At 62.4% G+C, this 21,031-nt stretch carries 22 protein-coding genes; 13 read left to right on the top strand and 9 right to left on the bottom strand.

The window, feature by feature from the left end:
* Positions 1-56: 56 nt before the first annotated feature.
* On the bottom strand, positions 57-566 hold the full coding sequence (locus GTP27_RS11565; RefSeq protein ID WP_161039342.1) for a DUF6160 family protein: 510 nt from the start codon (positions 564-566) through the stop codon (positions 57-59).
* 537 nt (positions 567-1,103) lie between these two features.
* On the opposite strand from GTP27_RS11565, the gene GTP27_RS11560 reads away from it, so the two are divergent.
* From GTP27_RS11560 to GTP27_RS11535, 6 genes are read left to right on the top strand one after another with little or no spacing between them, the layout of a single operon-like run.
* Positions 1,104-1,874 (top strand): C39 family peptidase, encoded by a 771-nt coding sequence (locus GTP27_RS11560; protein WP_161039341.1) that lies wholly within the window; start codon positions 1,104-1,106, stop codon positions 1,872-1,874.
* Between the two features lie 52 nt (positions 1,875-1,926).
* Positions 1,927-2,976 carry a transporter gene (locus GTP27_RS11555; protein WP_161039340.1) on the top strand — a complete coding sequence of 350 codons (1,050 nt, stop codon included), beginning with the start codon at positions 1,927-1,929 and terminating at the stop codon, positions 2,974-2,976.
* Between the two features lie 21 nt (positions 2,977-2,997).
* Positions 2,998-4,632, top strand: a complete 1,635-nt coding sequence (locus tag GTP27_RS11550) for an OmpP1/FadL family transporter (RefSeq protein WP_161039339.1) — start codon at positions 2,998-3,000, stop codon at positions 4,630-4,632.
* An 18-nt stretch (positions 4,633-4,650) separates the two neighbouring features.
* Positions 4,651-5,199, top strand: coding sequence for a DUF2059 domain-containing protein (locus tag GTP27_RS11545; RefSeq protein WP_161039338.1), 549 nt, complete (start codon positions 4,651-4,653; stop codon positions 5,197-5,199).
* On the top strand, positions 5,196-6,197 hold the full coding sequence (locus GTP27_RS11540; protein WP_161039337.1) for an AraC family transcriptional regulator: 1,002 nt from the start codon (positions 5,196-5,198) through the stop codon (positions 6,195-6,197). The genes GTP27_RS11545 and GTP27_RS11540 overlap by 4 nt, the downstream gene beginning before the upstream one ends.
* Positions 6,198-6,218: 21 nt before the next feature.
* Complete coding sequence (locus GTP27_RS11535; protein WP_161039336.1) at positions 6,219-6,932, top strand: cyclic di-GMP-binding domain-containing protein, MshE-related; 714 nt, start codon at positions 6,219-6,221, stop codon at positions 6,930-6,932.
* An 88-nt stretch (positions 6,933-7,020) separates the two neighbouring features.
* Here GTP27_RS11535 and GTP27_RS11530 read toward each other — a convergent pair whose 3' ends face one another.
* Positions 7,021-8,664, bottom strand: a complete 1,644-nt coding sequence (locus tag GTP27_RS11530) for a M28 family peptidase (RefSeq protein ID WP_161039335.1) — start codon at positions 8,662-8,664, stop codon at positions 7,021-7,023.
* 87 nt (positions 8,665-8,751) lie between these two features.
* Here GTP27_RS11530 and gluQRS point away from each other — a divergent pair, with 87 nt between their 5' ends.
* Both gluQRS and GTP27_RS11520 read left to right on the top strand, forming a co-directional pair.
* Entirely contained in the window at positions 8,752-9,663 is a 912-nt protein-coding gene (gene gluQRS, locus GTP27_RS11525; protein ID WP_161039334.1) for a tRNA glutamyl-Q(34) synthetase GluQRS, read from the top strand.
* 4 nt (positions 9,664-9,667) lie between these two features.
* Complete coding sequence (locus GTP27_RS11520; RefSeq protein ID WP_161039333.1) at positions 9,668-11,209, top strand: CYTH and CHAD domain-containing protein; 1,542 nt, start codon at positions 9,668-9,670, stop codon at positions 11,207-11,209.
* Here the strand turns inward: GTP27_RS11520 and GTP27_RS11515 are convergent.
* Positions 11,206-11,811 (bottom strand): LysE family translocator, encoded by a 606-nt coding sequence (locus GTP27_RS11515; RefSeq protein WP_161039332.1) that lies wholly within the window; start codon positions 11,809-11,811, stop codon positions 11,206-11,208. The genes GTP27_RS11520 and GTP27_RS11515 overlap by 4 nt on opposite strands.
* A gap of 129 nt (positions 11,812-11,940) precedes the next feature.
* On the bottom strand, positions 11,941-12,906 hold the full coding sequence (locus tag GTP27_RS11510; protein WP_161039331.1) for a LysR family transcriptional regulator: 966 nt from the start codon (positions 12,904-12,906) through the stop codon (positions 11,941-11,943).
* Between the two features lie 105 nt (positions 12,907-13,011).
* Here GTP27_RS11510 and GTP27_RS11505 point away from each other — a divergent pair, with 105 nt between their 5' ends.
* From GTP27_RS11505 to GTP27_RS11490, 4 genes are all read left to right on the top strand, one after another.
* The gene (locus tag GTP27_RS11505; protein ID WP_161039330.1) at positions 13,012-13,713 is read left to right on the top strand and encodes an HAD family hydrolase; all 702 of its coding nucleotides are present in this window, start codon (positions 13,012-13,014) and stop codon (positions 13,711-13,713) included.
* Positions 13,714-13,847: 134 nt separating this feature from the next.
* Positions 13,848-14,399 carry a DinB family protein gene (locus tag GTP27_RS11500; RefSeq protein ID WP_161039329.1) on the top strand — a complete coding sequence of 184 codons (552 nt, stop codon included), beginning with the start codon at positions 13,848-13,850 and terminating at the stop codon, positions 14,397-14,399.
* Positions 14,396-15,475 (top strand): 2-hydroxyacid dehydrogenase, encoded by a 1,080-nt coding sequence (locus tag GTP27_RS11495; RefSeq protein ID WP_161039528.1) that lies wholly within the window; start codon positions 14,396-14,398, stop codon positions 15,473-15,475. The genes GTP27_RS11500 and GTP27_RS11495 overlap by 4 nt, the downstream gene beginning before the upstream one ends.
* Positions 15,476-15,590: 115 nt before the next feature.
* On the top strand, positions 15,591-16,979 hold the full coding sequence (locus tag GTP27_RS11490) for a DUF3422 family protein (RefSeq protein WP_161039328.1): 1,389 nt from the start codon (positions 15,591-15,593) through the stop codon (positions 16,977-16,979).
* On the opposite strand, the gene GTP27_RS11485 is transcribed toward GTP27_RS11490, so the two are convergent.
* Positions 16,951-17,853 (bottom strand): alpha/beta hydrolase, encoded by a 903-nt coding sequence (locus GTP27_RS11485; protein WP_161039327.1) that lies wholly within the window; start codon positions 17,851-17,853, stop codon positions 16,951-16,953. The two genes, GTP27_RS11490 and GTP27_RS11485, sit on opposite strands and share 29 nt — an antisense overlap.
* 87 nt (positions 17,854-17,940) lie before the next feature.
* On the opposite strand from GTP27_RS11485, the gene GTP27_RS11480 reads away from it, so the two are divergent.
* Complete coding sequence (locus tag GTP27_RS11480) at positions 17,941-18,744, top strand: alpha/beta fold hydrolase (RefSeq protein ID WP_286173211.1); 804 nt, start codon at positions 17,941-17,943, stop codon at positions 18,742-18,744.
* Positions 18,745-18,784: 40 nt separating this feature from the next.
* Here GTP27_RS11480 and GTP27_RS11475 read toward each other — a convergent pair whose 3' ends face one another.
* The 4 genes from GTP27_RS11475 to GTP27_RS11460 all read right to left on the bottom strand — a co-directional run bounded on the left by GTP27_RS11475 (position 18,785) and on the right by GTP27_RS11460 (position 20,990).
* On the bottom strand, positions 18,785-19,237 hold the full coding sequence (locus GTP27_RS11475) for a hypothetical protein (RefSeq protein WP_161039325.1): 453 nt from the start codon (positions 19,235-19,237) through the stop codon (positions 18,785-18,787).
* 65 nt (positions 19,238-19,302) lie between these two features.
* Positions 19,303-19,932 carry a glutathione S-transferase family protein gene (locus tag GTP27_RS11470; RefSeq protein ID WP_161039324.1) on the bottom strand — a complete coding sequence of 210 codons (630 nt, stop codon included), beginning with the start codon at positions 19,930-19,932 and terminating at the stop codon, positions 19,303-19,305.
* 57 nt (positions 19,933-19,989) lie between these two features.
* The gene (locus GTP27_RS11465) at positions 19,990-20,490 is read right to left on the bottom strand and encodes a hypothetical protein (protein WP_161039323.1); all 501 of its coding nucleotides are present in this window, start codon (positions 20,488-20,490) and stop codon (positions 19,990-19,992) included.
* Positions 20,491-20,513: 23 nt separating this feature from the next.
* Complete coding sequence (locus tag GTP27_RS11460) at positions 20,514-20,990, bottom strand: nuclear transport factor 2 family protein (protein ID WP_161039322.1); 477 nt, start codon at positions 20,988-20,990, stop codon at positions 20,514-20,516.
* Between the last annotated feature and the right edge of the window lie 41 nt (positions 20,991-21,031).

Here is a 21,031-nt window from a genome sequence, read left to right as displayed (position 1 = left end):
CCTGTCAGGCCAAGCTACAGACCCGTCAGGCCAGTTCGTTGCGTTGCGTCGCCAGATTAGTGTGCGAAGATCCACACGGTGGTGCCGCGCATGTCGATCTGGTTCATCGCTACCGAACCGAAGGAAGCAGCGCTGTTGCCCATCTTGATGGAGTCAACCGACACGTTCAGGTAGTGGCCGTCCGCTACCACGCTTTGCGGGATGGCGATCTGCACCACGTCGCCGCCGGTGGCTTTGTTGTAGAAGGTGCCCGAGTCGGTCACGCCGGCAGCCGCTGCGGCCATCAGGAAGGAGTTCTTCGACAGGATGTCGATGTTCGCGGCGATCAGGCCGTTCACTTTGATACCGTTGAAGCTCACCGAACCACCACCCAGACCGTTGGCATCGACTGCGTCGGTATCGGTGTAGACGAAGGAATCAATCTTGATGTTCAGATTGGCAGCGATCGACACGCCGTCCTGACCGCTGACGGTGCTCAGTTCTGCGTCTTGAATCGGGGTCATGGCCGAAGCCGAGAAAGCGAAGGATGCCAGGGCTGCAGCGATTGCGGTTTTAACGATTTGCATTTGTGATCTCCGGGTTTATGTTGGTTTTGTAATGTGGGCTCACGTTCCTCAGGTCCTTCCTAGGCTCCGGGTAGGAGTTTCGGGGTGCACTGCTTGGTGCGTGAAATCTTAATATTTGGCTATTAAGTGATTCCATCTTAAAAGTCCTGTTGAACAACGGTCTATCTTTTCGCGCTGACCCAAAAAGCCAACGACTTGACCCTGAGAGCCACTGAGAGTGAGAGCAATGTTGCAAATAAGTTGTCCCGGCTACCACAGCCTGTGCCGAAAAAATCTAGAGGTACATTTCTAAAAAAAAGAATGCCTAGCGGAACCGATGCATGCGTTAATGGCATCAATAAAAAACCGCGGACCCTTAGTGCCCAATAAAAGCACGGTCGTTCGTATAAGCAGATTTGGAGACTACATGACACCTGCAATGGGGCGCCAGACGCCCCGGGGCCGCGCTTACTCTGCGCCCCGGAAAAACCTGTTTCACGCGCGGGCAATGCGCGTGTTCTGCACGCCTGATGCGCGTGCGAACCGGGCGGGCTGATCATGCTGATGATCCTGCTCGGCGTGCTCGCCGCCGTCATCGGCGGTGGTGGCCTGATCGAACGCCACACCCCGCTAGACCGGCCTAACGACCAGTACGAAATGCCGCAAAACCTGCTGGGCGGGGGCAGCTACGTGCAGTCGTTCAAGTCGGAACCGTTCTCGGAACTCAAGTACCGCCACATTGTGCGCCAGGCTTTCGACTTCAGCTGCGGCTCGGCTGCGCTGGTCACCATCCTCAACTACCACCTCGGTGTGATGGTCAACGAACAGCAGGCCATGGAAGGCATGCTGGAAAAGGGCGAGAAGGAAAAAATCATCGAGCGGCGCGGCTTCTCCCTGCTCGACATGAAGCGCTACGTCGGCTCGCTGGGCCTGTCCGGCGCCGGCTTCCGCGCCGAAATCAAGGACCTGATGGAACTCACCGAGCCGGCCATCGTGCCCATCGATTACGCCGGCTCCAAACACTTCGTGGTCTTGCGCGGCATCCGCGACGGCGTGGTGTTTCTGGCCGATCCGTCGGCTGGCAACATCGTCTTTTCGGTCGAAGAATTCGGCCGCTGGTGGGACAAGAACACCCTGTTCATCATCTCCCCCGCGGCCGGCCAGCAGCCCGTCGCCAAGCTGGCGCTGACTGATCTGGAACTTGGCGTCACGGACATGGACCGCGTCACCAACAAGGGCCGGCTCGATGGCCCCATGAGCAACTCTGCCCAGCAGTTACTGCGGGCTGTCAATTCGGGCGCCGCAGGTACCTGGATGCATCGTAACTAAAACCCTATCAGCCACCGCAGCGCCCAGCCCACTCTCACAAGGATGATCCACCATGAAGTTCCCGACCACCCCGTCCCTCGCCCTTCCTCTCGCCCTCGCTCTTGGCGCGCTGACCGCCGCACCGGCCTTTGCCCAGCTCAACACCACGCCACCCGCACCGGCACCGGGCGCCGCACCGGCCAGCGCTGACGCCGCGCGCGATGCACTGGCCAAGAAAGAAGGCGAAGGCGACCAGAGCGCCCTGCTGCAGCAGACCCTGACGGCAGTGGACAAACAGTACTCGCTGATCCGCCGCAAGCAGGTGGCCGTGACCTACGACATCACCTACTCCTACGTAGGCGAAGAACGCATCGTCACCGATCTGGCCAACGGCAGTGCCACCCTGTTCAACATCGAGAACACCAGCTCGCACAGCGTCACCAATACCTTCTCGGTGGACTACGGCCTGCTCGACAACCTGACCGGCAATGTCACCATGCCCTTCATCTCGCGCTACTCGGACAACAACCTGTCCAACGGCGCCTCCAATTCGCTAGGCGATCTGGCACTGGGCGCACGCTGGCAGCCGTTCGAGGCCAAGCGCGACCGTCCCGGCGTGACCCTGACCAGCAATCTGCGCCTGCCGACCGGACGCAGCCCGTTCAAGATCATCGCCGGCAGCGGCGAAGCCACCGGCAGCGGCGTGGCCGCCTTTACGGGCGGTCTGAGCGTGAACCGCATCGTCGATCCGGTCGCACTGTTCGGCTCGCTGAACTTCACCGCCAGCGCGCCGGCCAAGAACCTGTGGCAGGTGAATGGCACCCGTATCCTGACCCGCGTGCAGCCCGGTAAAACCGTAGGCTTCGGCATGGGCTTTGCCTACGCGCTGTCGTATGGCATTTCCACCACACTGTCCTTCCAGCAGGCGATTTCGGCCGGCTCCAAGCTGCGCTTCGCCGACGGGCTGGAAGCCAAAACCCATATGCAGACCTCCAGTCTGCTCAATATGGGTCTGGGCTACCGCATCTCGCCTAAAACCACCATCAACCTGACGGTGGGTATCGGTCTGACGCCGGATTCGCCCAACATGACAGTCGGCATGAACATGCCGCTCAACTTCTAAGCCTGAGCGGACCGCGCTGCCATGAACCCGCACGCCACCTTACGCCCGCACCCGGCAGCCCTTGCCGTGGCAGGCGCGCTTGCCGCCGCTGCGGTCCTGTGGCCGCAAGCGACGCAGGCAGCGCTGACGGAAAACCTGACCACCAGCGTGGTCGCCATGTCGCTCGGCAATGCCGTCACGGCCGATCCGCCCGGCATCGCGTCGATCCACTTCAATCCGGCCGGACTGGCGCGCCTGAGCGGCGACAGCGAAAGCATCCACAACTTCGTCGCCTCGATCCGCACCTCGGCCAGCTTTACGCCGGGACCGAATTTCGACATCGGCGGCTGGCGCGACGATCCGCTCTCCAATACCAGCACGGGGCCGGTGCGCCAGATCATGTTCGTGCCCGGCTACGGCGTGCCGGGCTGGCGGCTGCCTGCCGTGGCCGTGCCCGGCGTGGGCATGGCATGGAACAAGGCCGGCTCGCCATGGACCTTTGCCACCGACAGCTATATGTCGCAGGCCATGAGTCTGGACCGCACCACCGATCCCAACGATCCGGGCCAGTATCAGGGCCGCAAGGAACAGATCCAGCGGCTGGTGTATCTGTCGCCCTCGGTCGGCTACAAATATTCCGATACGCTGCGTTTCGGCGTCGCCGTGCCGATTGCCCACGCTGCCTTCGTGGTCGACACCAATATGCGTTTCCCCAATGAGCTGCTGGGCGTATTCGGCCAGCTGCAGAAAGGCTGGTGTCCCGAGGACGGCGGCAACATCATCGACGTGCTGGGCTTCGGCGTGTGCGGCGGCGGCAAGGACGGCATGGTCAGCCCGTTCAAGAAAGCCGCCAATATGCGCCTCGAAATGACGGCGCCGTTCGATCCCACGCTCAACCTCGGCGTGCTGTGGGAGCCTAATCCCCGCTTCGCGCTGGGCGTGGTGTACCAGGGCGGCTCGAAAACCCATTACACAGGCTACTACCAGTTCGACACGGAACCCATGCTGCGCAATTTCGTGCGCGGCATGAACGCCAGTCTGCTCGGGCCGATCGCGGGCGCCACGCTGGGCTTCCCCAGTTCGATTCCGGCCACCCAGAAGGGCAATATGAGCGCCATCATTCCCTTCCCTTCCCATCTGCAGGTAGGCATCAAGCTGCGCCCTATCAATCTGGTGCAGCTCAATGTCGATGCCAGCTATGCGCGCTGGAGCGAATGGGATGCGCTGCGCTTCCAGTTCGACCAGAGCATCAAGCTGCTGGAAGTGGCGCGCCTGTACGGCATACCCGATTCGGGCAAGCTAGTGATCCCGCGCGGCTACCGGAGTCTGGTGAATTTTGCCTACGGCCTGCAGCTTTACCCGATGGACCGTCTGACCCTGCGCTTCGGCTTCGAACCGCGCAAGACCTCTGTGCCCAACGACAAAATCGACTTGCTGGCACCGCTGCCCAATACCAAACTGCTCAGCGCAGGTCTGAACTTCAAAGTCAGCAAGAACATGGATATCAGTGTCACCGGCTCGTATATGAAAGGCCGCTACAACGTGCCGGCCAACACTGACTGCAACCTCAACTGCAGCAACTTCCTGAACATTATTTATAACCCGTACGCCGGACAGAACGTCAACGGCGATATCCACGTGCGCTATGTCGGATTTGAAATCAACAAGCGTTTCTGATTGTAGAAGGAGCAAACTATGAGCACACCCATCCTCACCCGCAGCCTGCTGGTACTGGCCCTGAGCGCAGCCTGCGCCGGCGCCTATGCTGCACCGGCCGCGCCATCCAAACAGGCGCTGGTCGAACAGGTGCTGAAGCTGTGGAACCCCGACAATATCGGCCAGTCCATGCTGCAAGTGCCGGTCGGCGACGCCGTGCAGCAAGCGCGCGCCATGCTGCAAGGCCGCGCCGCACCGGAAAAGCGCGACGCTGCCATGGTCGACATCGTCAACGAAGCCAAGGCTTTCATGGCCGATGCCACGCCCATCACCAAAGCCAGCGCCGACAAGCTGATACAGGCCAAGATCGCGCCGCTGCTGGCCGAGCGCTTCAGCGACGAAGAATTGCGCCAGCTGATCGCGATTCTGGAATCGCCCGTGAAGAAAAAATTCGAGAACATGCTGCCGGAAATGCAGAAGACGCTGGGCGAAGGCGTAGCCGCCGATACCCGCGCCGTGATCGATCCTAAACTGCAGGGCCTGAAAGAAAAAATCGGCCTGCGCTTGCGTGCTGCGGTAACGCCATGAGCTACTCGTCCGCCCTGCATCTGGTACGTGGCGTCAAATCGCGCCTGACCAGTTCCGGCGTTGCGGCTGATGCACTGTTTGCCGAAGCTGGCCTGAGCGAAGGCGAAGGTCTGGCCTGCGATGCGCTGACGCTATCCGATAAACTGAGCCACCTGTGGGAACTGGTGGTGGCGCAATCGGGCGATCCGCTGATCGGCCTGAAGATCTCCTCGCCGCACCGGCTGGGCTGGCTGGGCGTGATGGGCCACATCATGCTGGTTTCGCCTACGGTGCAAAGTTCGATCGAACGCTGTCATGGCAATACCCGCGTCGGGCTGCTGCTGCCCGGCGCCCAGCGCGTGGTGCCGCAGCAACGCTACGACTTCGTCTGGTGCGTGCTGCTGCGCTCACTGCGCTGCGCTGCAGGCCGCGACGACATCGCGCCGGTGGTGGTGGAATACACCTTCCCCGAGCCGGCCAATGCCCACATCTACCAGGAGACTTTCGGCTGCCCCGTCAAGTTCAACATGCCGCAGAACGTGATGGAATTTTCCGATACCGATCTGGTGATGGCGCTGCCGGCCAATCCGCCGCTGGCCGCAGGCAGCGGCGCACCGGTGCTGGCATCGCTGGCCAAAGCCGAGCCGCCCACCTTCAGCGCCAAAGTACAGGCCCTGCTGGCCAGCCTGCTACCGAAAGGCCCGCCGCACCGCGACGATGTGGCTGCCCAGCTGATGATGAGCGAACGCACGCTGCAGCGCCGGCTGGCCGAAGAAGGCACCAGCTTTACCAGTCTGGTGGACGATACCCGACGCGAACTGGCACGCCAGTCGCTCAGTTGCGGGGAATTGTCGCTAAAAATGCTAAGCTTCCAGCTCGGCTTCTCGGAACCGAGTGCGTTCTACCGCGCCTGCAAGCGCTGGTTCGGTATGGCGCCTTCGGATATTGTGCATATGGCACATCAATCAGGGCCGGAACCGGAATCGCTACAGGCTGGCCTGCCCCGCAAGTCGGCATAAAAACAACACAGGAGAACAGCGATGGGATGGTTGTCGAATACCCAGAATAAATCGATGCTGGGTCAGCTGCTGGTTAAACAGAAGCTGATTACGGAAGAACAGCTGGCGCATGCAATTGAAACCCAGCGCAAAACGGGCCAGCGGCTCGGTGACATTTTTGCCGAGCTTAACCTCATCACCCAGCAGCACATCGAAGACGCTCTGCGCAAGCAGCGCCGTCTGCGTATGGCCGCAGCCATCGCTACCTCGCTGCTGGCGCCGCTGGAAGGCTATGCCGCCCAGGCCCTGCCTTCGCTGGCCATCGGCACGCCTGTCATGCTGAGCAAGGACCAGCGCGGCATGCAGATCAACGAGCGCCCCGGCCTGCAGGCCATGAGCGAAGAGGAACTCGGTGACACTTCGGCGCAGGGTCTGAGCGACCAGCTGGTCAACGCCGTCAAGGATGCCAAGCATAACGGGCTGGAAGTGATAGGCGACATGGCCAAGATCGTCAATCCCGTGCTGGGTTTTCTGGAAGCCGATACCAGCATGAAGAATGTGGTCTACGATCCCAGCAAAGCCACTGCCACCATCAACAAGGATGGTTCGCTGACGCTCGCCATGCCGTCCTCTATCGGTGAAATCAATTTCGATAACATCCGCGTCAAGGGATCGGAAGGGCCTAGCTTCGGCAGCATCGCCATCCGCGGCATCGACCTGACGGGCACCACCATCACCGTCTCGTTCCACCACTAAGACCGCTCTGGCAGCAGAAACAGCAACGGCGGACAGTATCGGCTACTGTCCGCCGTTTTCCTGACGCCAGCGCGTGCTGGCGTGCTGCTTACTTCTTGTTGCGCGGCTGGGCGAAGGCGTCGCCCGCTTTCCACTCGGGCAGCTTGGCGCCGTTGGCAATTAGACGGCCCAGATTGAGCGTGTACTGTGCGGTCTGCACCATGCCCGACAGATCCCAGCTGGCATCGTATTCATCCGTCACCTGATGGTAGCGCGGGCCGTAGGCAGCAGCTTTGGCCTTGGCAGCAGCAGGGTCCTTGATGTAATCGCGGCCCGATTCGATCGAGAAGGCCGGCACACCGTTCTTGGCGAAGTTGAAGTGATCGCTGCGGAAGTAGCCGCCCGCCAGATCCGGCTCGGCATCGGCGATGCGCATGCCCATGGCCTTGGCCGTGGAGGCAGCCAGCGTGCCCAGTTCCGTGCGTTCGCTGCCTTGCGTGCCGATGTCGCGCGTAGCGCCGACAAAGTTCAGACTATCCAGATTCAGGTTAGCAGCCGTCTTCGCCAGCGGCCACAGTGGCGCTGCGGCATAGGCCGCACTACCGAGCAGGCCCTGCTCTTCCGCCGCCACCCACAGGAACATCTGGCTGCGCTTGGCCGGAATGCGGATGGCTTCCTGTGCCATCGCCAGCAGCGCTGCCGAACCGGAAGCGTTATCCACTGCACCGTTAAAGATCACATCCTTGCCGCCCGTCGCGTCGCCCTGCTTGCCCAGATGGTCCCAGTGCGCGCTGTAGATCACTACTTCGTCTTTCAGCTTGGGATCGGTGCCCGGCACGACCGCAGCCACGTTGAACTGCTCGACCTTGCGCACGGCGGCCTGCATGGTGCCGGTCAGTTTTGCGGCCAGCGGCACGGGCTTGAAGTCCTTGCGTTCCGCCGCAGCGCGCAGCGCATCGAGATCCTGCCCAGCTGCCGAGAACAGCGCCTTGGCGGTGGCTTCCGTCATCCAGCCTTGCAGCTGGGTGCCCAGCGTGCCAGCGGCCAGCTGGAAGCGCTCGACGCCGGACCAGCTGTTCTGGATCACACTCCAGCCGTACGAGGCCGATGGCGTGGTGTGGATCAGCAGCACACCGGCTGCGCCCTGACGGCGTGCTTCTTCGAACTTGTAGGTCCAGCGGCCATAATAGGTGAGGCCTTTGCCATTGAAACGGTTAGGCTGTTCGGCCGTTGGCTGCGGGTCGTTGACCATCACCACCAGCGTTTTACCCTTCAGGTCCACGCCCTTGAAATCGTTCCACTGCTCGTCCGGTGCCGTGATGCCGTAGCCGACGAATACCAGATCGCTGTCGAAGCTGTGGGTGGCAGTGGCATCGCCCGGAGCGAACACCCAGTCGTCACCGAAACGGATAGGCAGCGCCTGACCACCAGCCTGCAGTGCCAGCGTGCTGGCTGCAGCATCGGTCTTGACGCCGGCGATCATGACGGACTGACGGAAGCTGTCGCCATTGCCCGGCTTCAGGCCCAGTGCCTGTGTCTGTGCTTCGAGGTAGGCTACCGTCAGATCGGCACCGCGCTGGCCAGTACCGCGGCCTTCCAGTACGTCGCTGGCGAGAAAGGCCAGATGGGCGCGCAGCGGTGCTTCCTTGACGGCAGTGCCGCCGTTATTGCCGCTGCCAGCATGAACAGGGAATGCCAGCGCCAGACTCATAGCCACGGCGCAAGCAAGATAGGAGGGGGTCATTTTTTGCATGATTTCCTGAGTTCTTAAGTATTGTGGGCGGACTGGGTAATTTTGCCGCGCGTACATTGTAGACCATCGCCGCGCTAAAATGGCGGCATGACAGACCGCCCACCCTATATCGGCCGCTTCGCGCCCTCGCCTACCGGCCCGCTGCATCTCGGCTCGCTGGTGGCCGCTATGGCCAGCTATCTGGACGCCCGCGCCCACCACGGCCAGTGGCTGCTGCGTATCGAAGATGTCGATGGCGACCGCAATGTGGCCGGTGCCGAGCAGCACATCGTCAGCTCGCTGCAACGCTGCGGCATGCACTGGGACGGCGAACTCACACGCCAGACGGAACGCACGGCACTTTATGAACAGGCCCTGCTCCAGCTGGGCGATCTGGTCTACCCCTGCGGCTGCTCGCGCCGCGAAATCGCCGATTCGCAAACCAGCCTGCGCGGCCGGCAGGCGCAGACGCTGATCTATCCGGGCACCTGCCGCCACGGTCTGGCCGCTGGCAAAAGCGCCCGTGCGCTGCGTCTGAAAGTGCCGGTGGAACCGCACTGCGTGCTCGCCTTCGACGACCGCTGGGCCGGCCATGTGCAGCAGGACCTGACCGACGAAGTCGGCGACTTCATCATCCGGCGTGCCGATGGCTACTGGGCCTACCAGCTGGCCGTGGTGGTGGACGATGGCGCGCAGGGGATTACCGACATCGTGCGCGGCGCCGACCTGCTCGACTCCACCCCGCGCCAGCTATATCTGCAGCAGGTGCTGGGCCTGCCGCAGCCGCGTTATCTGCATGTGCCGGTGGTGTGCAATGCACAGGGCGACAAGCTCTCCAAGCAGACCGGCGCCACCGCTTTCGATCAGGGCGTACCTGCCGAACAGCTGCTGCAGCATGCACTGATTCCTGCGGCACGCTTCCTCGGCCTCGACATTGGCGCTGCCAGCATCGATGAATTCTGGCAGCGCGCCATCCCTGCATGGGCGGCGCTCATCCAACTGCAAGCTGCGCTACACTAGCTCCATGGAAGTCGAACTCAAACTCCTGCTCGCGCCGGAAGACAATCAAACGCTACGCCAGCACCCTTTGCTGGCAGGCCTCGCTACGCGCAGCCAGCAACTGGTGGCGCATTATTTCGATACGCCCGACCTGCACCTGCTGCGCCACGGCGCGGGCCTGCGCGTGCGCAAGGAAGATGGCGTCTGGGTACAGACCATGAAGGCTGGCGGCAGCGTGCAGAACGGTCTGCACCAGCGCAATGAATGGGAAGGTCCCGTCAGCCGGCCATGGCCGCAGTTGGGCAAGCTACGCAGGCTGATCGGCAAGGATGCGCACTGGCTGGAAGTACTGGCAGCAGCGCAGCTCAAGCCACGGCTGGAAGCGCTGTTTGCCGTCATCGTCGAACGCGAAATCTGGCAACTCGATTTTGCCGGCAGCCAGATCGAACTAGTGCTCGATTGCGGCCATATCGAACGGCACGGCCAGCAAGTGCCCGTCAACGAGATCGAACTGGAACTCAAGCAAGGCAAGCCGGAACATCTGTTCGCCCTGGCCCTGCAGCTGCTGGAACGCCTGCCGCTACAGCTCAGTAACATCAACAAGGCCCAGCGTGGTTACAGCCTGTGCCGCCAGACCGGCACGCAGGCGTGCCATGCCCGCCCGCTGACGCTGGCCACCGACGCCACGCTGGCACAAGCGCGCCACGCCATATTTTTCAACTGCCTGCAGCAAGTACAGGACAACGAGCAGGCCGTGATTCATACCGACCATGGCGAAGCGCTGCACCAGATGCGCGTGGGCGTGCGCCGTCTGCGCTCGGCGCTCAAACTGTTCCGCGGCGCGGCGCCCTGCCCCGGGCAGATCAGGGACGACTGGCGCTGGCTGGCACAGGTGCTGGGCCATGCGCGCGACTGGGAAGTGCTAGGCAGCGCCACGCTGGCCCGCGTACAGGCCAGCCCCGGCGGACCGGGCGGACTGCATGATCTGCCGGCGCTGGTGCAGCAACAGGTGGTAGCGCACAGGCAGCAAGCGGCACAGGCATTGCAATCGCCGCGCTACACGCGTTTGCTGCTACAGACGGGATACTGGCTGATTACCGGCAGCGCTGCCGGCGCCAGCACCAGTACTGGTACAGGCGCAGGCATGGTGAGCGGCATGAATGATGGCAGCACCAGCGCAGCAGAATTTTCCCGCCACACCATGCAGCGTCTGCATAAAGCCCTGCTCAAGCGGGCCAAGCGCATGAGCGAGACGGATGCAGCCAGCATGCACAGTACGCGCATCGCCGCCAAGCAGGCCCGCTATGCACTGGAATTCTTCCGCACGCTGTATCGCGGCAAGGCGCTGCGCAAATATCTGGCGACGCTGGAAACCACGCAGGAAGAGCTGGGCCGGCATAACGATCTGGTGGTGGCCGAGCGTCTGCTGCAGCAACTGGGCCAAGAACAGCATGCGGCAGCAGCCCATATCGCCTTTGCGCGTGGCTACCTGCGCGCACTCCAGGCCGAGCAGCCGGCAGACCTGCGGGCGGTACGGGCAGGCCTGCGCGACCTGCCCGGCTTCTAGTTCGCGCCCTGCAGTATCGGATAGAGCGAGGCCACCAGCGCCAGCGCCATCACCACGTTAAAGATACGCACCGAACGGGCATCCTGCAGCACTTGCCGCATGGCGACGCCGAACGAAGCCCATGCGCCCACGCAGAAAATACCGATCAGGCCGAACACACCGGCCAGCATGGCCACATCGAGTACCTTGAAACCGGCCGGCAGATAGGTAGTCAGCGCACCGATCGCCATCACCCACGCTTTCGGATTCACCCACTGGAATGCTGCAGCAGCAAAAAAGCTCATAGGCTTGCTGGTGCTGGCTTCGCCCGCCGTCATGGGCGCAGCATGGGCCAGCTTCCATGCCAGCCACAAGAGATAGGCCGCGCCAGCGTATTTGAGCACTACCTGCAGCACAGGCACTTGCTGGAATAAGGTGTGCAGGCCTAGGCCGGTGGCGAAAATCATGAAGGTAAACCCGCTGCAGATACCGAACAGGTGCGGCAGCGAACGGCGGAAGCCGTAGTTCAGCCCCGAAGCCAGAATCATGGTGTTATTCGGGCCGGGTGTGATGGAACTGATGGCAGCAAACGTGCACAGGGGCAGGAATAATTCGAGGGACATGGCGTGATCCGGTAATGAAATGAGTTTTCATTGTAGGGATGATTGCCGCATCTGTACCAGTACACTTACGCAAACACTTAGCAGATGTGTACCGGTGATTTGGCCTACACATAGGCCCACTTAGACCAATTAGCCCGCTGCAGCCGCGCGCTTGCGCTGGCGCCCCAGCAGCTTGTAAAAGCTTTCCAGTTCGCGCCGCACCAGTTCCTGCCCGTGCTCGATCACAAAATCCTGAAACGCCGCCGCCACTTTCGGAATCGGCTGATCGGTCAGGTGCATGATGTGCCAGTCCGCCTCCACCGGCTGGGCAGGCGTGGGCAGCACCGCCAGCAAGCCCGCCTCGAACTCCAGCCCGCAGGCGTGCACGGACAAAAAGCCCACGCCCAGCCCCGCCGCCACCATCCGTTTGATCGCCTCGTTACTCGATACTTCCGAGCCGAATTCCAGCGGGTGCCCCGCTTCGCGCAGCAGCCGTTCCACCGCCGTGCGCGTACCCGAACCCCGTTCACGCACCAGCAGGTTGGCGCCCAGCACATCGTTCAGCGTGAGTTTTTTCTTCTTCATCAGCGGGTGGCCGGGGCTGGCCACAAACGCCATCGGGTGGCGGGCAAATTTGGCCGCATTGGTGCGCAGCTCGCGGGGCGGCGTGCCCATGATGGCCAGCTCGATTTCATGGCGCGCCAGCATCTGTACGATTTCGGCACGATTTCCTACTTGCAACTTCAAGCGCACATCGGGGCGCTCCAGCGTGAACGGCACCAGCATGGGCGGCAGCAAGTGCTCCGCCGTGGTCACGGCACCGATACGCAAGGTACCGCTGGTAACGCCCTGCAGCGCCGCCAGTTCGTCGCCCGCCTGTTCCCACAGGCGCAATATGCGTTCCGAGAACGCCACCATCACCTCGCCCGCCGCCGTCAGCTGGATATTGCGCCCCACCTTGCGCGTCAGCGCCATGCCCGCGTTCTCTTCCAGTGTGCGGATTTGCAACGAAATCGCCGGCTGCGTAACGTGTAATGCGTCCGCCGCACGCGCCACACTTTCATGCCGCGCTACTAGTACCAGCGCCTGTAACTGGCGAAAACTCGCAGGATACATAAGCTATTCCTTATTGATTATAGAAAAACTCTAATTTTTCTTTACTTCATTCTACCTCTATATTCAAACCATCTACTTCATACCAACCTTACCTGCGAGCCCACCATGAGCATAGACGTGATATTCCTCGGTCTGGACGGCGTACTGTTCGACACCGAAGCCCTGCACCTCGCCGCCTGCAACGCGGCCTTCGAAAACGCCGGCCTGTCAGTACGCTGGTCGCTGCCGGCACTGCGTGCCGCTGCGGCTACCCACGGCTATGCACGCGCCATCGGTGCCGCCATCAACGGCGAAGTATTCGCTCGCGACAAGGACAAAGTCGCGGCCCTGTACGCCGACAAGCACCGCCACTTCCATCAGGCCATCACGGCACAGCCGCAAAAGGCTTTGCAGGCAGCCATGGTGCTGATCGATGACGCCATCAGCGCAGGCGGCAAAATCTGCATCGTGACCGATCTGCCGGCGCATTCCACTTCGGCCCTGCTCAGCGGCTGCTTTGGCGCCGACGTCAACAGCCTGTTCACCGTGGTATCGGGCGGCGCCTCGTTCGAAGGCCCTGCCGGCACCGGCCCCTATGCGCACGCTCTTGCCGCCATCGGCATTGCGCCGCAGGACGCCATTGCCATCGACACGGCCGTTCCTGCCCTGCAAGCCGCCAGAGAACTGGGGCTGTGGACCGTCAGCGTGGCACCGTATGGCAACGACGTGGTCCGCCCGCCGCAATTCATCACCTTCGACGCGCTGAGCGAACTGCAGGCCAGCCCCTACACGCCAGACCAGCAGGCATTGCAGGAACTGGCGGCTTAAAGCAGTAGCGGAGCTCCGCTCCGGCCACCGGCGTCGCCGCACTGGCGACGCGGGGACGCGCTCGCCCCGATGCTGCGCCAGCAAGGCAGCAACACCGTATAATGCAAAGCCACTATTACCGTGCGAGCCCTGACATGACACCAGCCTCGATCCAGCTTCTGGCGCAATATAACGCCGGCATGAACCAGCAGATGTACACGGCTGCAGCGCAGCTGCCGCATGCCGAACTGGCGGCCGACCGCAAAGCCTACTTCGGCTCCATCCTCGGCACCATGAACCACCTGCTGGTGGGCGACACCATCTGGCTGCGCCGCTTCGCCGGCCATCCGGCAGCCTACAGCACACTGGCCCCCTTGCTGGAACAGCCGCCAGTCAGCGGCCTGACGCAGAGCTTTGGCGACGATCTGGCGGCACTGCAGGCCCACCGCAGCCGGCTCGACGCCGTCATTCTCGACTGGTCGCAGCAGGTCACGGCCGAACATCTGGCTCTGGCTTTCCCCTACAAGAACATCAAGGGCGAAGCCTACTGCAAGCATTTCGGCAGTCTGGTCCTGCACTTCTTCAATCACCAGACGCACCACCGCGGCCAGATCAGCACTTTGCTGTTCCAGGCCGGTGTAGATGTAGGCGTGACCGACCTGCCGGCATGGATACCCATGATGGCGTCAGACAGCGTGCAGGCATGAAGCTCGCCGTCTACAGCGCCCAGCCTTACGACCGCCGCTTCCTTGACGAAGCGCGGCAGAACTTTGCCGCTGGCGGCATCGATGCCGTGTATTTCTCGGATGCGCTCACGCTGGACACCATCCCGCTGGCGCAGGGCTGCGAAGCCGTCTGCGTGTTCGTCAACGACCAGCTCGACGCGGGCGTGCTGGCCGCGCTGCATGCCAGCGGCGTGCGCGCCGTGCTGCTGCGCTGCGCAGGCTTTAACAATGTCGATCTGCAGACCGGCCACGCACTGGGCCTGTTCATGGCGCGCGTGCCGGCTTACGCGCCGGAAGCCGTGGCCGAACATGCGCTGGCCATGGTGATGACGCTGAACCGCCACACCCACCGCGCCTATGCGCGCGTCCGTGAAGGGAACTTCGCCCTCGACGGCCTGCTCGGCATGACCCTGCATGGAAAAACCGTGGGCATCGTCGGCGCCGGCCAGATCGGCGCGGCAGCGGCCCGCATCTTCCATGGTCTGGGCTGTGAAGTACTGATCAGCGACCCCATGCCGCTGCCCCAGCTGGCTGCTCTGGCGCGCCACGTGCCGCTGGATGAACTGCTGGCCAGCGCCGATATCGTCTCGCTCCACTGCCCGCTGATGGACAGCACGCGCCACATGATCAACGCCGCCAGCCTGGCCCGCATGAAACCGGGCGCCATGCTGGTCAACACTTCACGCGGAGGTCTGATCGATACCGCCGCCGTGATCGAAGCACTCAAATCGCGCCAGCTCGGCGCGCTGGCCATCGATGTCTACGAACAGGAGGCCAGCCTGTTCTTCCACGATCATTCGAGCGACATCATCGCCGACGACGTATTCCAGCGCCTGCTGACCTTCCCTAACGTACTCGTTACCGGCCATCAGGGCTTCTTCACCATCGAAGCCATGCGCGAAATCGCCAGCGTCACTTTCGACAATCTGGCCTGCTACATCCAGCACCGGCCCTGCCCCAACCTGCTACCCGCAGGTATCGCGGCCACCACTGCGGCCCCTACCCCGGCGGCCGCACCAGCGAATACCGAAGCGGCATCGATCGCGCCAAAAAAGTAATCGCAAGCCTGCGGCAATGCCGCTAACATCGACCGTCGCGCGATTGTCAGCAGTGCGTTATACTGCACTGCAGCAATCCGCGTTTTAACAGTATCTGTATTCGCCGGGGAAGGCCATGTCTCTCGCTTACCGTAGTAACGCCGATTTCGCCAGTCTCAATCACGCCATGCGGGTGCCGCTATCGGCGGAAATCCACTCGCGCCCCTTCCTGCAGCTACAGGCACCGGAAAGCCTGACCCATTTTGCCCTGTACGTAAAGCAGGAGCAGCCATCGCAGAAGCAGCACCGCAGCAGCCAGCACGACATCCTGCAGCAGCTATGCATGCACTATGGCGTAGCCGTGCCGCATGCACAGGCACGCTACTTCTTCCACGACTTCGGCCAGTTCCGTCTGAAATGGGAATGCCACACCGAGTTCGCCACCTACACCTTTGTCGAACAGGGCCAGCCCGATACGCCGTGCGATCTGGCCGTGCAGCACACGCCGCTGCAGCAGGTGCCGCAGGAATGGCTGGCCAGCCTGCATGGCAAAATCATCGTAGCGGCCCATGTGCTGCTGTGCAAAGGCCGTGCCGGCGACGAGGCCAGCACGGCGGCCATCCGCTCGCTATTCCAGGGTAAATCGCTGGTATGCAGCAATGTGGGCAGCGGCGCCGAAGTCTGGACCGACTTCCTGATCCAGCCCGATGGCTTCAGCCGCTTCGTGGTGCGGGACCTGCAGTTGCGCGAGTATCAGGCCGGCCGTCTGGTGGGCCGCCTGCTGGAAATCGAGACCTACCGCATGATGGCGCTACTGGGCCTGCCGCAGGCCGAGGCCACCCAGCCGGAGCTGAACGGCATCGAAAACGAACTGGCCGAACTGACCGCGCAACTGGTGCAGAACGATCAGTCCGACGCCAGTCCGCAGGCCACGCCGCAAGATCAGGGGCTGCTTCACCGCATTACCAGTCTGGCGGCGCGGCTGGAAAAAATCTCGGTCAACAATAGCTACCGCTTCGCCGCCTCGCAAGCCTATTTCAGTCTGGTGCAGGCACGCATACAGGAGCTGCGCGAAGTGCGTATCGAAGGCATGCCCACGCTGGCCGAATTCATGGGGCGGCGGCTGGCGCCAGCCATGCACACCTGCACCTCGGTAGCACGGCGGCAGGAAACGCTGGCCCAGCGTATCGCCCGCAGCAATGACCTGCTGCGCACCCGCGTCGGCATCGAGCAGGAACGCCAGAACCGCAAAATCCTGCAATCGCTCGACACCCGCGCGGCCCAGCAGCTACGCCTGCAACAGGCGGTGGAAGGCCTGTCGGCCGTGGCGATTTCCTACTACACGCTGGGGCTGATCGGCTACGCCGGCAAGGCGATGAAAGCGGCCAACCTGCCCGTCAATCCGGATGTACTGACGGGCATCGCCGTGCCGCTGGTGATCAGCGGCGTGTGGCTAGGTTTGCGCCGCCTGCACAACCAGCTGACGGGGCACGGCACTAAGGGTTCGGCGACGCCGGGGCACTAGCACCAGCGTTAGCAGCAGCTATCGTGCCCGCCTCCGCCTGAGGCAGGTCGAAACGCTGCGCCAGAAAACCGGCAATGCGCTGCTGGGTGCTGGCCAGATACGGAATGTTGAGGTGGTCGGAATCGGGCACGATTTCGTCGGCATGCAGCTGACCCAGCTTTTCCACCAGCAGGTCGGTGTGGCTATGCGGTACCACATCATCCTGTTCGGCGCGCAGTACGTAGGTAGGCGCTTTCAGGTGATGGGCATATTTGACCGACTCGAAGCGGTGGCGCAGCACATACTCCACCGGTATCGCCTTGAACTTGCGCTTGGCAATCGCCAGGATGGAATCGTAAGGCGTAATCAGCACGATGGCATGGGCATCGCGCTCCATCGCCACCTGCACGGCCACGCCGGAACCGAGGCTGCGCCCCACCACGGCGATCCGTTTAGGGTCGACATGGTGGCGCTCGGCCAGCCAGTCATACAGCATGCGGCCATCATCGACAAAATGGGTTTCGGCCGGATCACCGTGCGAATCGCCATAGCCGCGATAGTTCACGGCCAGCACCGCCATGCCGGGGAACAGCTTGCCCGCGTCGCGCGCCACCCACGACACTTCCTCCGAGCGGCCGCCGAAATAGATCACCGCCGGATGGGGGCCATGCACGGGAGGCGTCATCAGCCAGCCGGATAAGCGCGTGCCATCCTTGGCACGGATCACCACCGGGCGGGTGCGGTGCCCGCTGCTGTAGGGGCGCAGCACTTCGCGCTTGCTGCCCAGCGGATTGAATAGCAGGCGCTTCTGGCTGGCCGCCACGGCCGCCGTCAGCCCTACCCACAGCACACTGGCAATGCCGGCCAGACCGGCGACTTTTTTCGTATGTTTCATGTAACAGTTCGACTCCTTGCGAGGACTGTGGTACCAGATGAGGCAGTGTGGCCGTTTTCACAAGTCCCCACGCCTTGCCGGTATAATATGCGGTCTTTTTTTCGCCCTAGTCCGAGTATGAAACCTGCTGTCGTTCTGCTGCATAGTTCCATGAGTTCCAAAGCCCAATGGGGCGAGCTGGTGTCGCAATTAAGCGACGCCTACCGCTGTATCGCGGTCGATCTGCTCGGCTACGGCAGCGCGCCGTTTCCGGCCGACGTAGGCCCAGAATACCGCCATACGCTGGCGCACGAGATCGACGCCGTCAATGCCGCCATCGCCGCCCATCTGGAGCCGGGCGAGGCCTTCCACCTGATCGGCCACTCCTACGGCGGCGCCTCGGCCCTGCACATGGCGCGCCGCATGCCCGAACGGGTGCTGTCGCTGACTGTGTTCGAACCGGTGGCTTTCCATCTGCTGCCCGGGCAGCATCCGGCACGTGCCGAAATCGTCGCCGTGGTCGAGCGCATCACAGCCTGCGACTGCGCACAGGATGCCACCCGCATCTTCATCGACTACTGGAACCGGGCCGGTTCTTTCGACGCCGCACCTGCCGCCGCACAGGAAAAAATGAGCGGCATGATCGCCAAAGTGAAACGCGACTTCGAAGCCCTGCTGGGCGAGCCGGCCACGCTGGATGATCTGGCCATGCTGACCATGCCGGCGCTGGTGATGTCAGGCCTGAGCAGCCCGGCGTCCACCCGCCTGCTGGCGGAACAGCTGGCGCAAGCCCTGCCTAATGCAATAGCGCTGCAAACGCGCGGCGGCCACATGGGCCCGATCACTCACCCTACGGTGGTCAATCCCGCCATCATCAGCTTCCTCAGCGACGCCGAAATCACCGCCGGCTAGATGCCAGCGGCGCGGCCAGCGGGGCTGGCCTTTACGCGCACTAGCGGCGCGTGTGCATCGCCAGCGAAGTGATTGCACACTCGCCCTCCAGTTCGCGAGTCAGCATGAACTGCACCGTGCCATGTTTTTCCGACTGCGCGCTGAACGATTCTGCCAGATACGAGCGTGACTCCGGTTGCAGCCCCACCAGCAGGCGCTTGCTTTCACCGGCCGGGAATTTAAGCAGCGGCTGCAACTGGCTAAGCTTGCCCGTCTCTTGCAACACTATACGCAGACCGGCGGCAAGGTCGGTAGAACTCTGCGCGCCGCGCACCACCATCAGCTTGGCCAGCTTGTCGGGCGATTCACCAGCGATCAGACGCGCCACAAAGCTATGCAGACAGCTCATGCGCATATCCTTGGGTGCGCTCTCCTGTGCCTGGGCCGCCAGCGGGACACCTGCGGCCAAAACCGCAATCAGGCACAACCGCCCGAACCACTTGTGCTTCTTCATACAACTCCCATAGTTAAGCGCTTTGGGCCTGACCGCTTATTAATGCGCCAGATTGCGCCGCATGCTCAGGCCAGACCATTCCTGCAATGACGCGCAAAGCCGTCGCCGGGGCGCTGCGCCAGCCGTTCCAGATAAGCTGCAACCGCAGGATAGTCAGGCCGCTCCATCGGCGTACTGCTCCAGCGGTTGGCCGACAGGCCCAGCACCACATCGGCCAGCGTGAACTGCTGGCCCGTCACATAGCTGCCAGTGCGCTCTAGCTGGCGCTCGAGTATGCCCATGTGGCGGTTCCAGTTGCTGATGCTGGCCGCAATGGCCGCGCCATCCGTGTGCTGGGGGCTTTGCCGCACCAGCGCCATAAAGGCGTAGCGCCACGAGTTATTCAGCTCGCCCGCCTGCCAGTCCATCCACTGCTCCACCAGTGCGCGCGCGGCCGGTTCTGCCGGCAGCAGATCGCTGCGGCCATGTTTGCCAGCCAGATAGCGGCAGATCGTGTTCGACTCCCACAGCGTAGTGGGTCCATCGACAATCACCGGCACCATCGCATTGGGATTGAGCGCGAGGAACTCCGGCGTATCGGTTGCACGAAAGCCCGAGCCCCAGTCTTCCTGTTCATATGCCAGCCCCAGCTCGGCGCAGGTCCACAGCACTTTGCGCACGTTGATAGAACTCGTCTTACCCAGTATCTTCAGCATCGATATTCCCATTAAAAGATTAAGTGTCTTGCAGGGCCTCACACCACCCGTACCCGCTTACAGGACACGACGCAGCCGCTCTATCAGCTGCGCAGCCTCCGGGGCCAGCGAGCCACCGCGCCGTGACAGCACTAGCGCTTTGCCCAAGGGAGGCAAACAGGTTAGGGTAGACGGGTCGGGCTGATACGAGCAGGTAATAACCATCTGAGGCGCCGGCATCAGGTGCTGTCCTTGCGGCAGCAGCAACTGCAGCTTGAGCTGCAGGCCATCCATTTCGGCCTGTAACGGAAAACCTATGATGCCTCTGGGGACGGGTTTTCCGTCGCCGCCCCCATCCCGCCTTACCGGCGCTGATGTCGAACCAGTCCACATGCCAAAACCATCGGCAGCAAGATGCAGCTCCGTCTGCGGCTCGGTTCCGGAATACAGCGATTCGCCAGTCGCCCAACTGCCCGTCAGCTGCTCAGGAAAAGCCGGCGCTGCCGCCTCACTGGCTTGCATCCCTACCAGCCATCCAGCCAGCACCACGTAACGGACTGCATGCGTCAATTTCATCACTTGCGTCTATCCCTTCAAATTTGCTACTCAGTGGCCGTCTCCGACTCGGGTAAAGCATCCACATGTTCGTAACTGAAAATGCGGCTGATGCGCCATTCCTGTCCATGCTTACGCATCAGCTGGGTAAAGTAGGCTTGCCCTGCCTTGAACTCCGTCTCGCCTTTGGGCGTGACATAGAAAGCATGCTCGCCCGTCACCAGCACGCCGTACACCTGATCGTCCCGCCGCATGGGGAAGAAACGCACAGAACCCGGCACAGCCACGCGGCGCATGCGCACTTCATTGCCCTTCATGCCATTGTTGGCGGCCGCTAGCGCCGGCTTGCCGATCAGCGTGCCGCCCCGATCGTGATAGAACTCCACGTCATCGGCCAGAAAGGCATTCATACCATCCGCGTCGGCGCGGTTATAGGCATTCCAGTAAGCCTCATCGGCCAGTCGAGCGCTACGCTCCCAGTCATCGGCCGCAACTGCATTGAGCGGCAGCGCGGTATGCAGCATGCCAAATACAAGGGCGGCAACTGCCCAGCGACCTATTTTCA

Source organism: Duganella qianjiadongensis, from assembly GCF_009857915.1.
GTDB classification, from domain to species: Bacteria; Pseudomonadota; Gammaproteobacteria; order Burkholderiales; family Burkholderiaceae_D; genus Rugamonas; species Rugamonas qianjiadongensis.
Note: the sequence above shows the minus strand (reverse complement) of the source record. Positions and strands in the feature narration are given on the sequence as shown.

What these genes read in the sequence shown, in the direction of transcription:
- GTP27_RS11565 (WP_161039342.1), bottom strand. Translation starts at nt 566, where the DNA reads ATGCAAATCGTTAAAACCGCAATCGCTGCAGCCCTGGCATCCTTCGCT.
- GTP27_RS11560 (WP_161039341.1), top strand. Translation starts at nt 1,104, where the DNA reads ATGCTGATGATCCTGCTCGGCGTGCTCGCCGCCGTCATCGGCGGTGGT.
- GTP27_RS11555 (WP_161039340.1), top strand. Translation starts at nt 1,927, where the DNA reads ATGAAGTTCCCGACCACCCCGTCCCTCGCCCTTCCTCTCGCCCTCGCT.
- GTP27_RS11550 (WP_161039339.1), top strand. Translation starts at nt 2,998, where the DNA reads ATGAACCCGCACGCCACCTTACGCCCGCACCCGGCAGCCCTTGCCGTG.
- GTP27_RS11545 (WP_161039338.1), top strand. Translation starts at nt 4,651, where the DNA reads ATGAGCACACCCATCCTCACCCGCAGCCTGCTGGTACTGGCCCTGAGC.
- GTP27_RS11540 (WP_161039337.1), top strand. Translation starts at nt 5,196, where the DNA reads ATGAGCTACTCGTCCGCCCTGCATCTGGTACGTGGCGTCAAATCGCGC.
- GTP27_RS11535 (WP_161039336.1), top strand. Translation starts at nt 6,219, where the DNA reads ATGGGATGGTTGTCGAATACCCAGAATAAATCGATGCTGGGTCAGCTG.
- GTP27_RS11530 (WP_161039335.1), bottom strand. Translation starts at nt 8,664, where the DNA reads ATGCAAAAAATGACCCCCTCCTATCTTGCTTGCGCCGTGGCTATGAGT.
- gluQRS (WP_161039334.1), top strand. Translation starts at nt 8,752, where the DNA reads ATGACAGACCGCCCACCCTATATCGGCCGCTTCGCGCCCTCGCCTACC.
- GTP27_RS11520 (WP_161039333.1), top strand. Translation starts at nt 9,668, where the DNA reads ATGGAAGTCGAACTCAAACTCCTGCTCGCGCCGGAAGACAATCAAACG.
- GTP27_RS11515 (WP_161039332.1), bottom strand. Translation starts at nt 11,811, where the DNA reads ATGTCCCTCGAATTATTCCTGCCCCTGTGCACGTTTGCTGCCATCAGT.
- GTP27_RS11510 (WP_161039331.1), bottom strand. Translation starts at nt 12,906, where the DNA reads ATGTATCCTGCGAGTTTTCGCCAGTTACAGGCGCTGGTACTAGTAGCG.
- GTP27_RS11505 (WP_161039330.1), top strand. Translation starts at nt 13,012, where the DNA reads ATGAGCATAGACGTGATATTCCTCGGTCTGGACGGCGTACTGTTCGAC.
- GTP27_RS11500 (WP_161039329.1), top strand. Translation starts at nt 13,848, where the DNA reads ATGACACCAGCCTCGATCCAGCTTCTGGCGCAATATAACGCCGGCATG.
- GTP27_RS11495 (WP_161039528.1), top strand. Translation starts at nt 14,396, where the DNA reads ATGAAGCTCGCCGTCTACAGCGCCCAGCCTTACGACCGCCGCTTCCTT.
- GTP27_RS11490 (WP_161039328.1), top strand. Translation starts at nt 15,591, where the DNA reads ATGTCTCTCGCTTACCGTAGTAACGCCGATTTCGCCAGTCTCAATCAC.
- GTP27_RS11485 (WP_161039327.1), bottom strand. Translation starts at nt 17,853, where the DNA reads ATGAAACATACGAAAAAAGTCGCCGGTCTGGCCGGCATTGCCAGTGTG.
- GTP27_RS11480 (WP_286173211.1), top strand. Translation starts at nt 17,941, where the DNA reads ATGCGGTCTTTTTTTCGCCCTAGTCCGAGTATGAAACCTGCTGTCGTT.
- GTP27_RS11475 (WP_161039325.1), bottom strand. Translation starts at nt 19,237, where the DNA reads ATGAAGAAGCACAAGTGGTTCGGGCGGTTGTGCCTGATTGCGGTTTTG.
- GTP27_RS11470 (WP_161039324.1), bottom strand. Translation starts at nt 19,932, where the DNA reads ATGCTGAAGATACTGGGTAAGACGAGTTCTATCAACGTGCGCAAAGTG.
- GTP27_RS11460 (WP_161039322.1), bottom strand. Translation starts at nt 20,990, where the DNA reads ATGCTGCATACCGCGCTGCCGCTCAATGCAGTTGCGGCCGATGACTGG.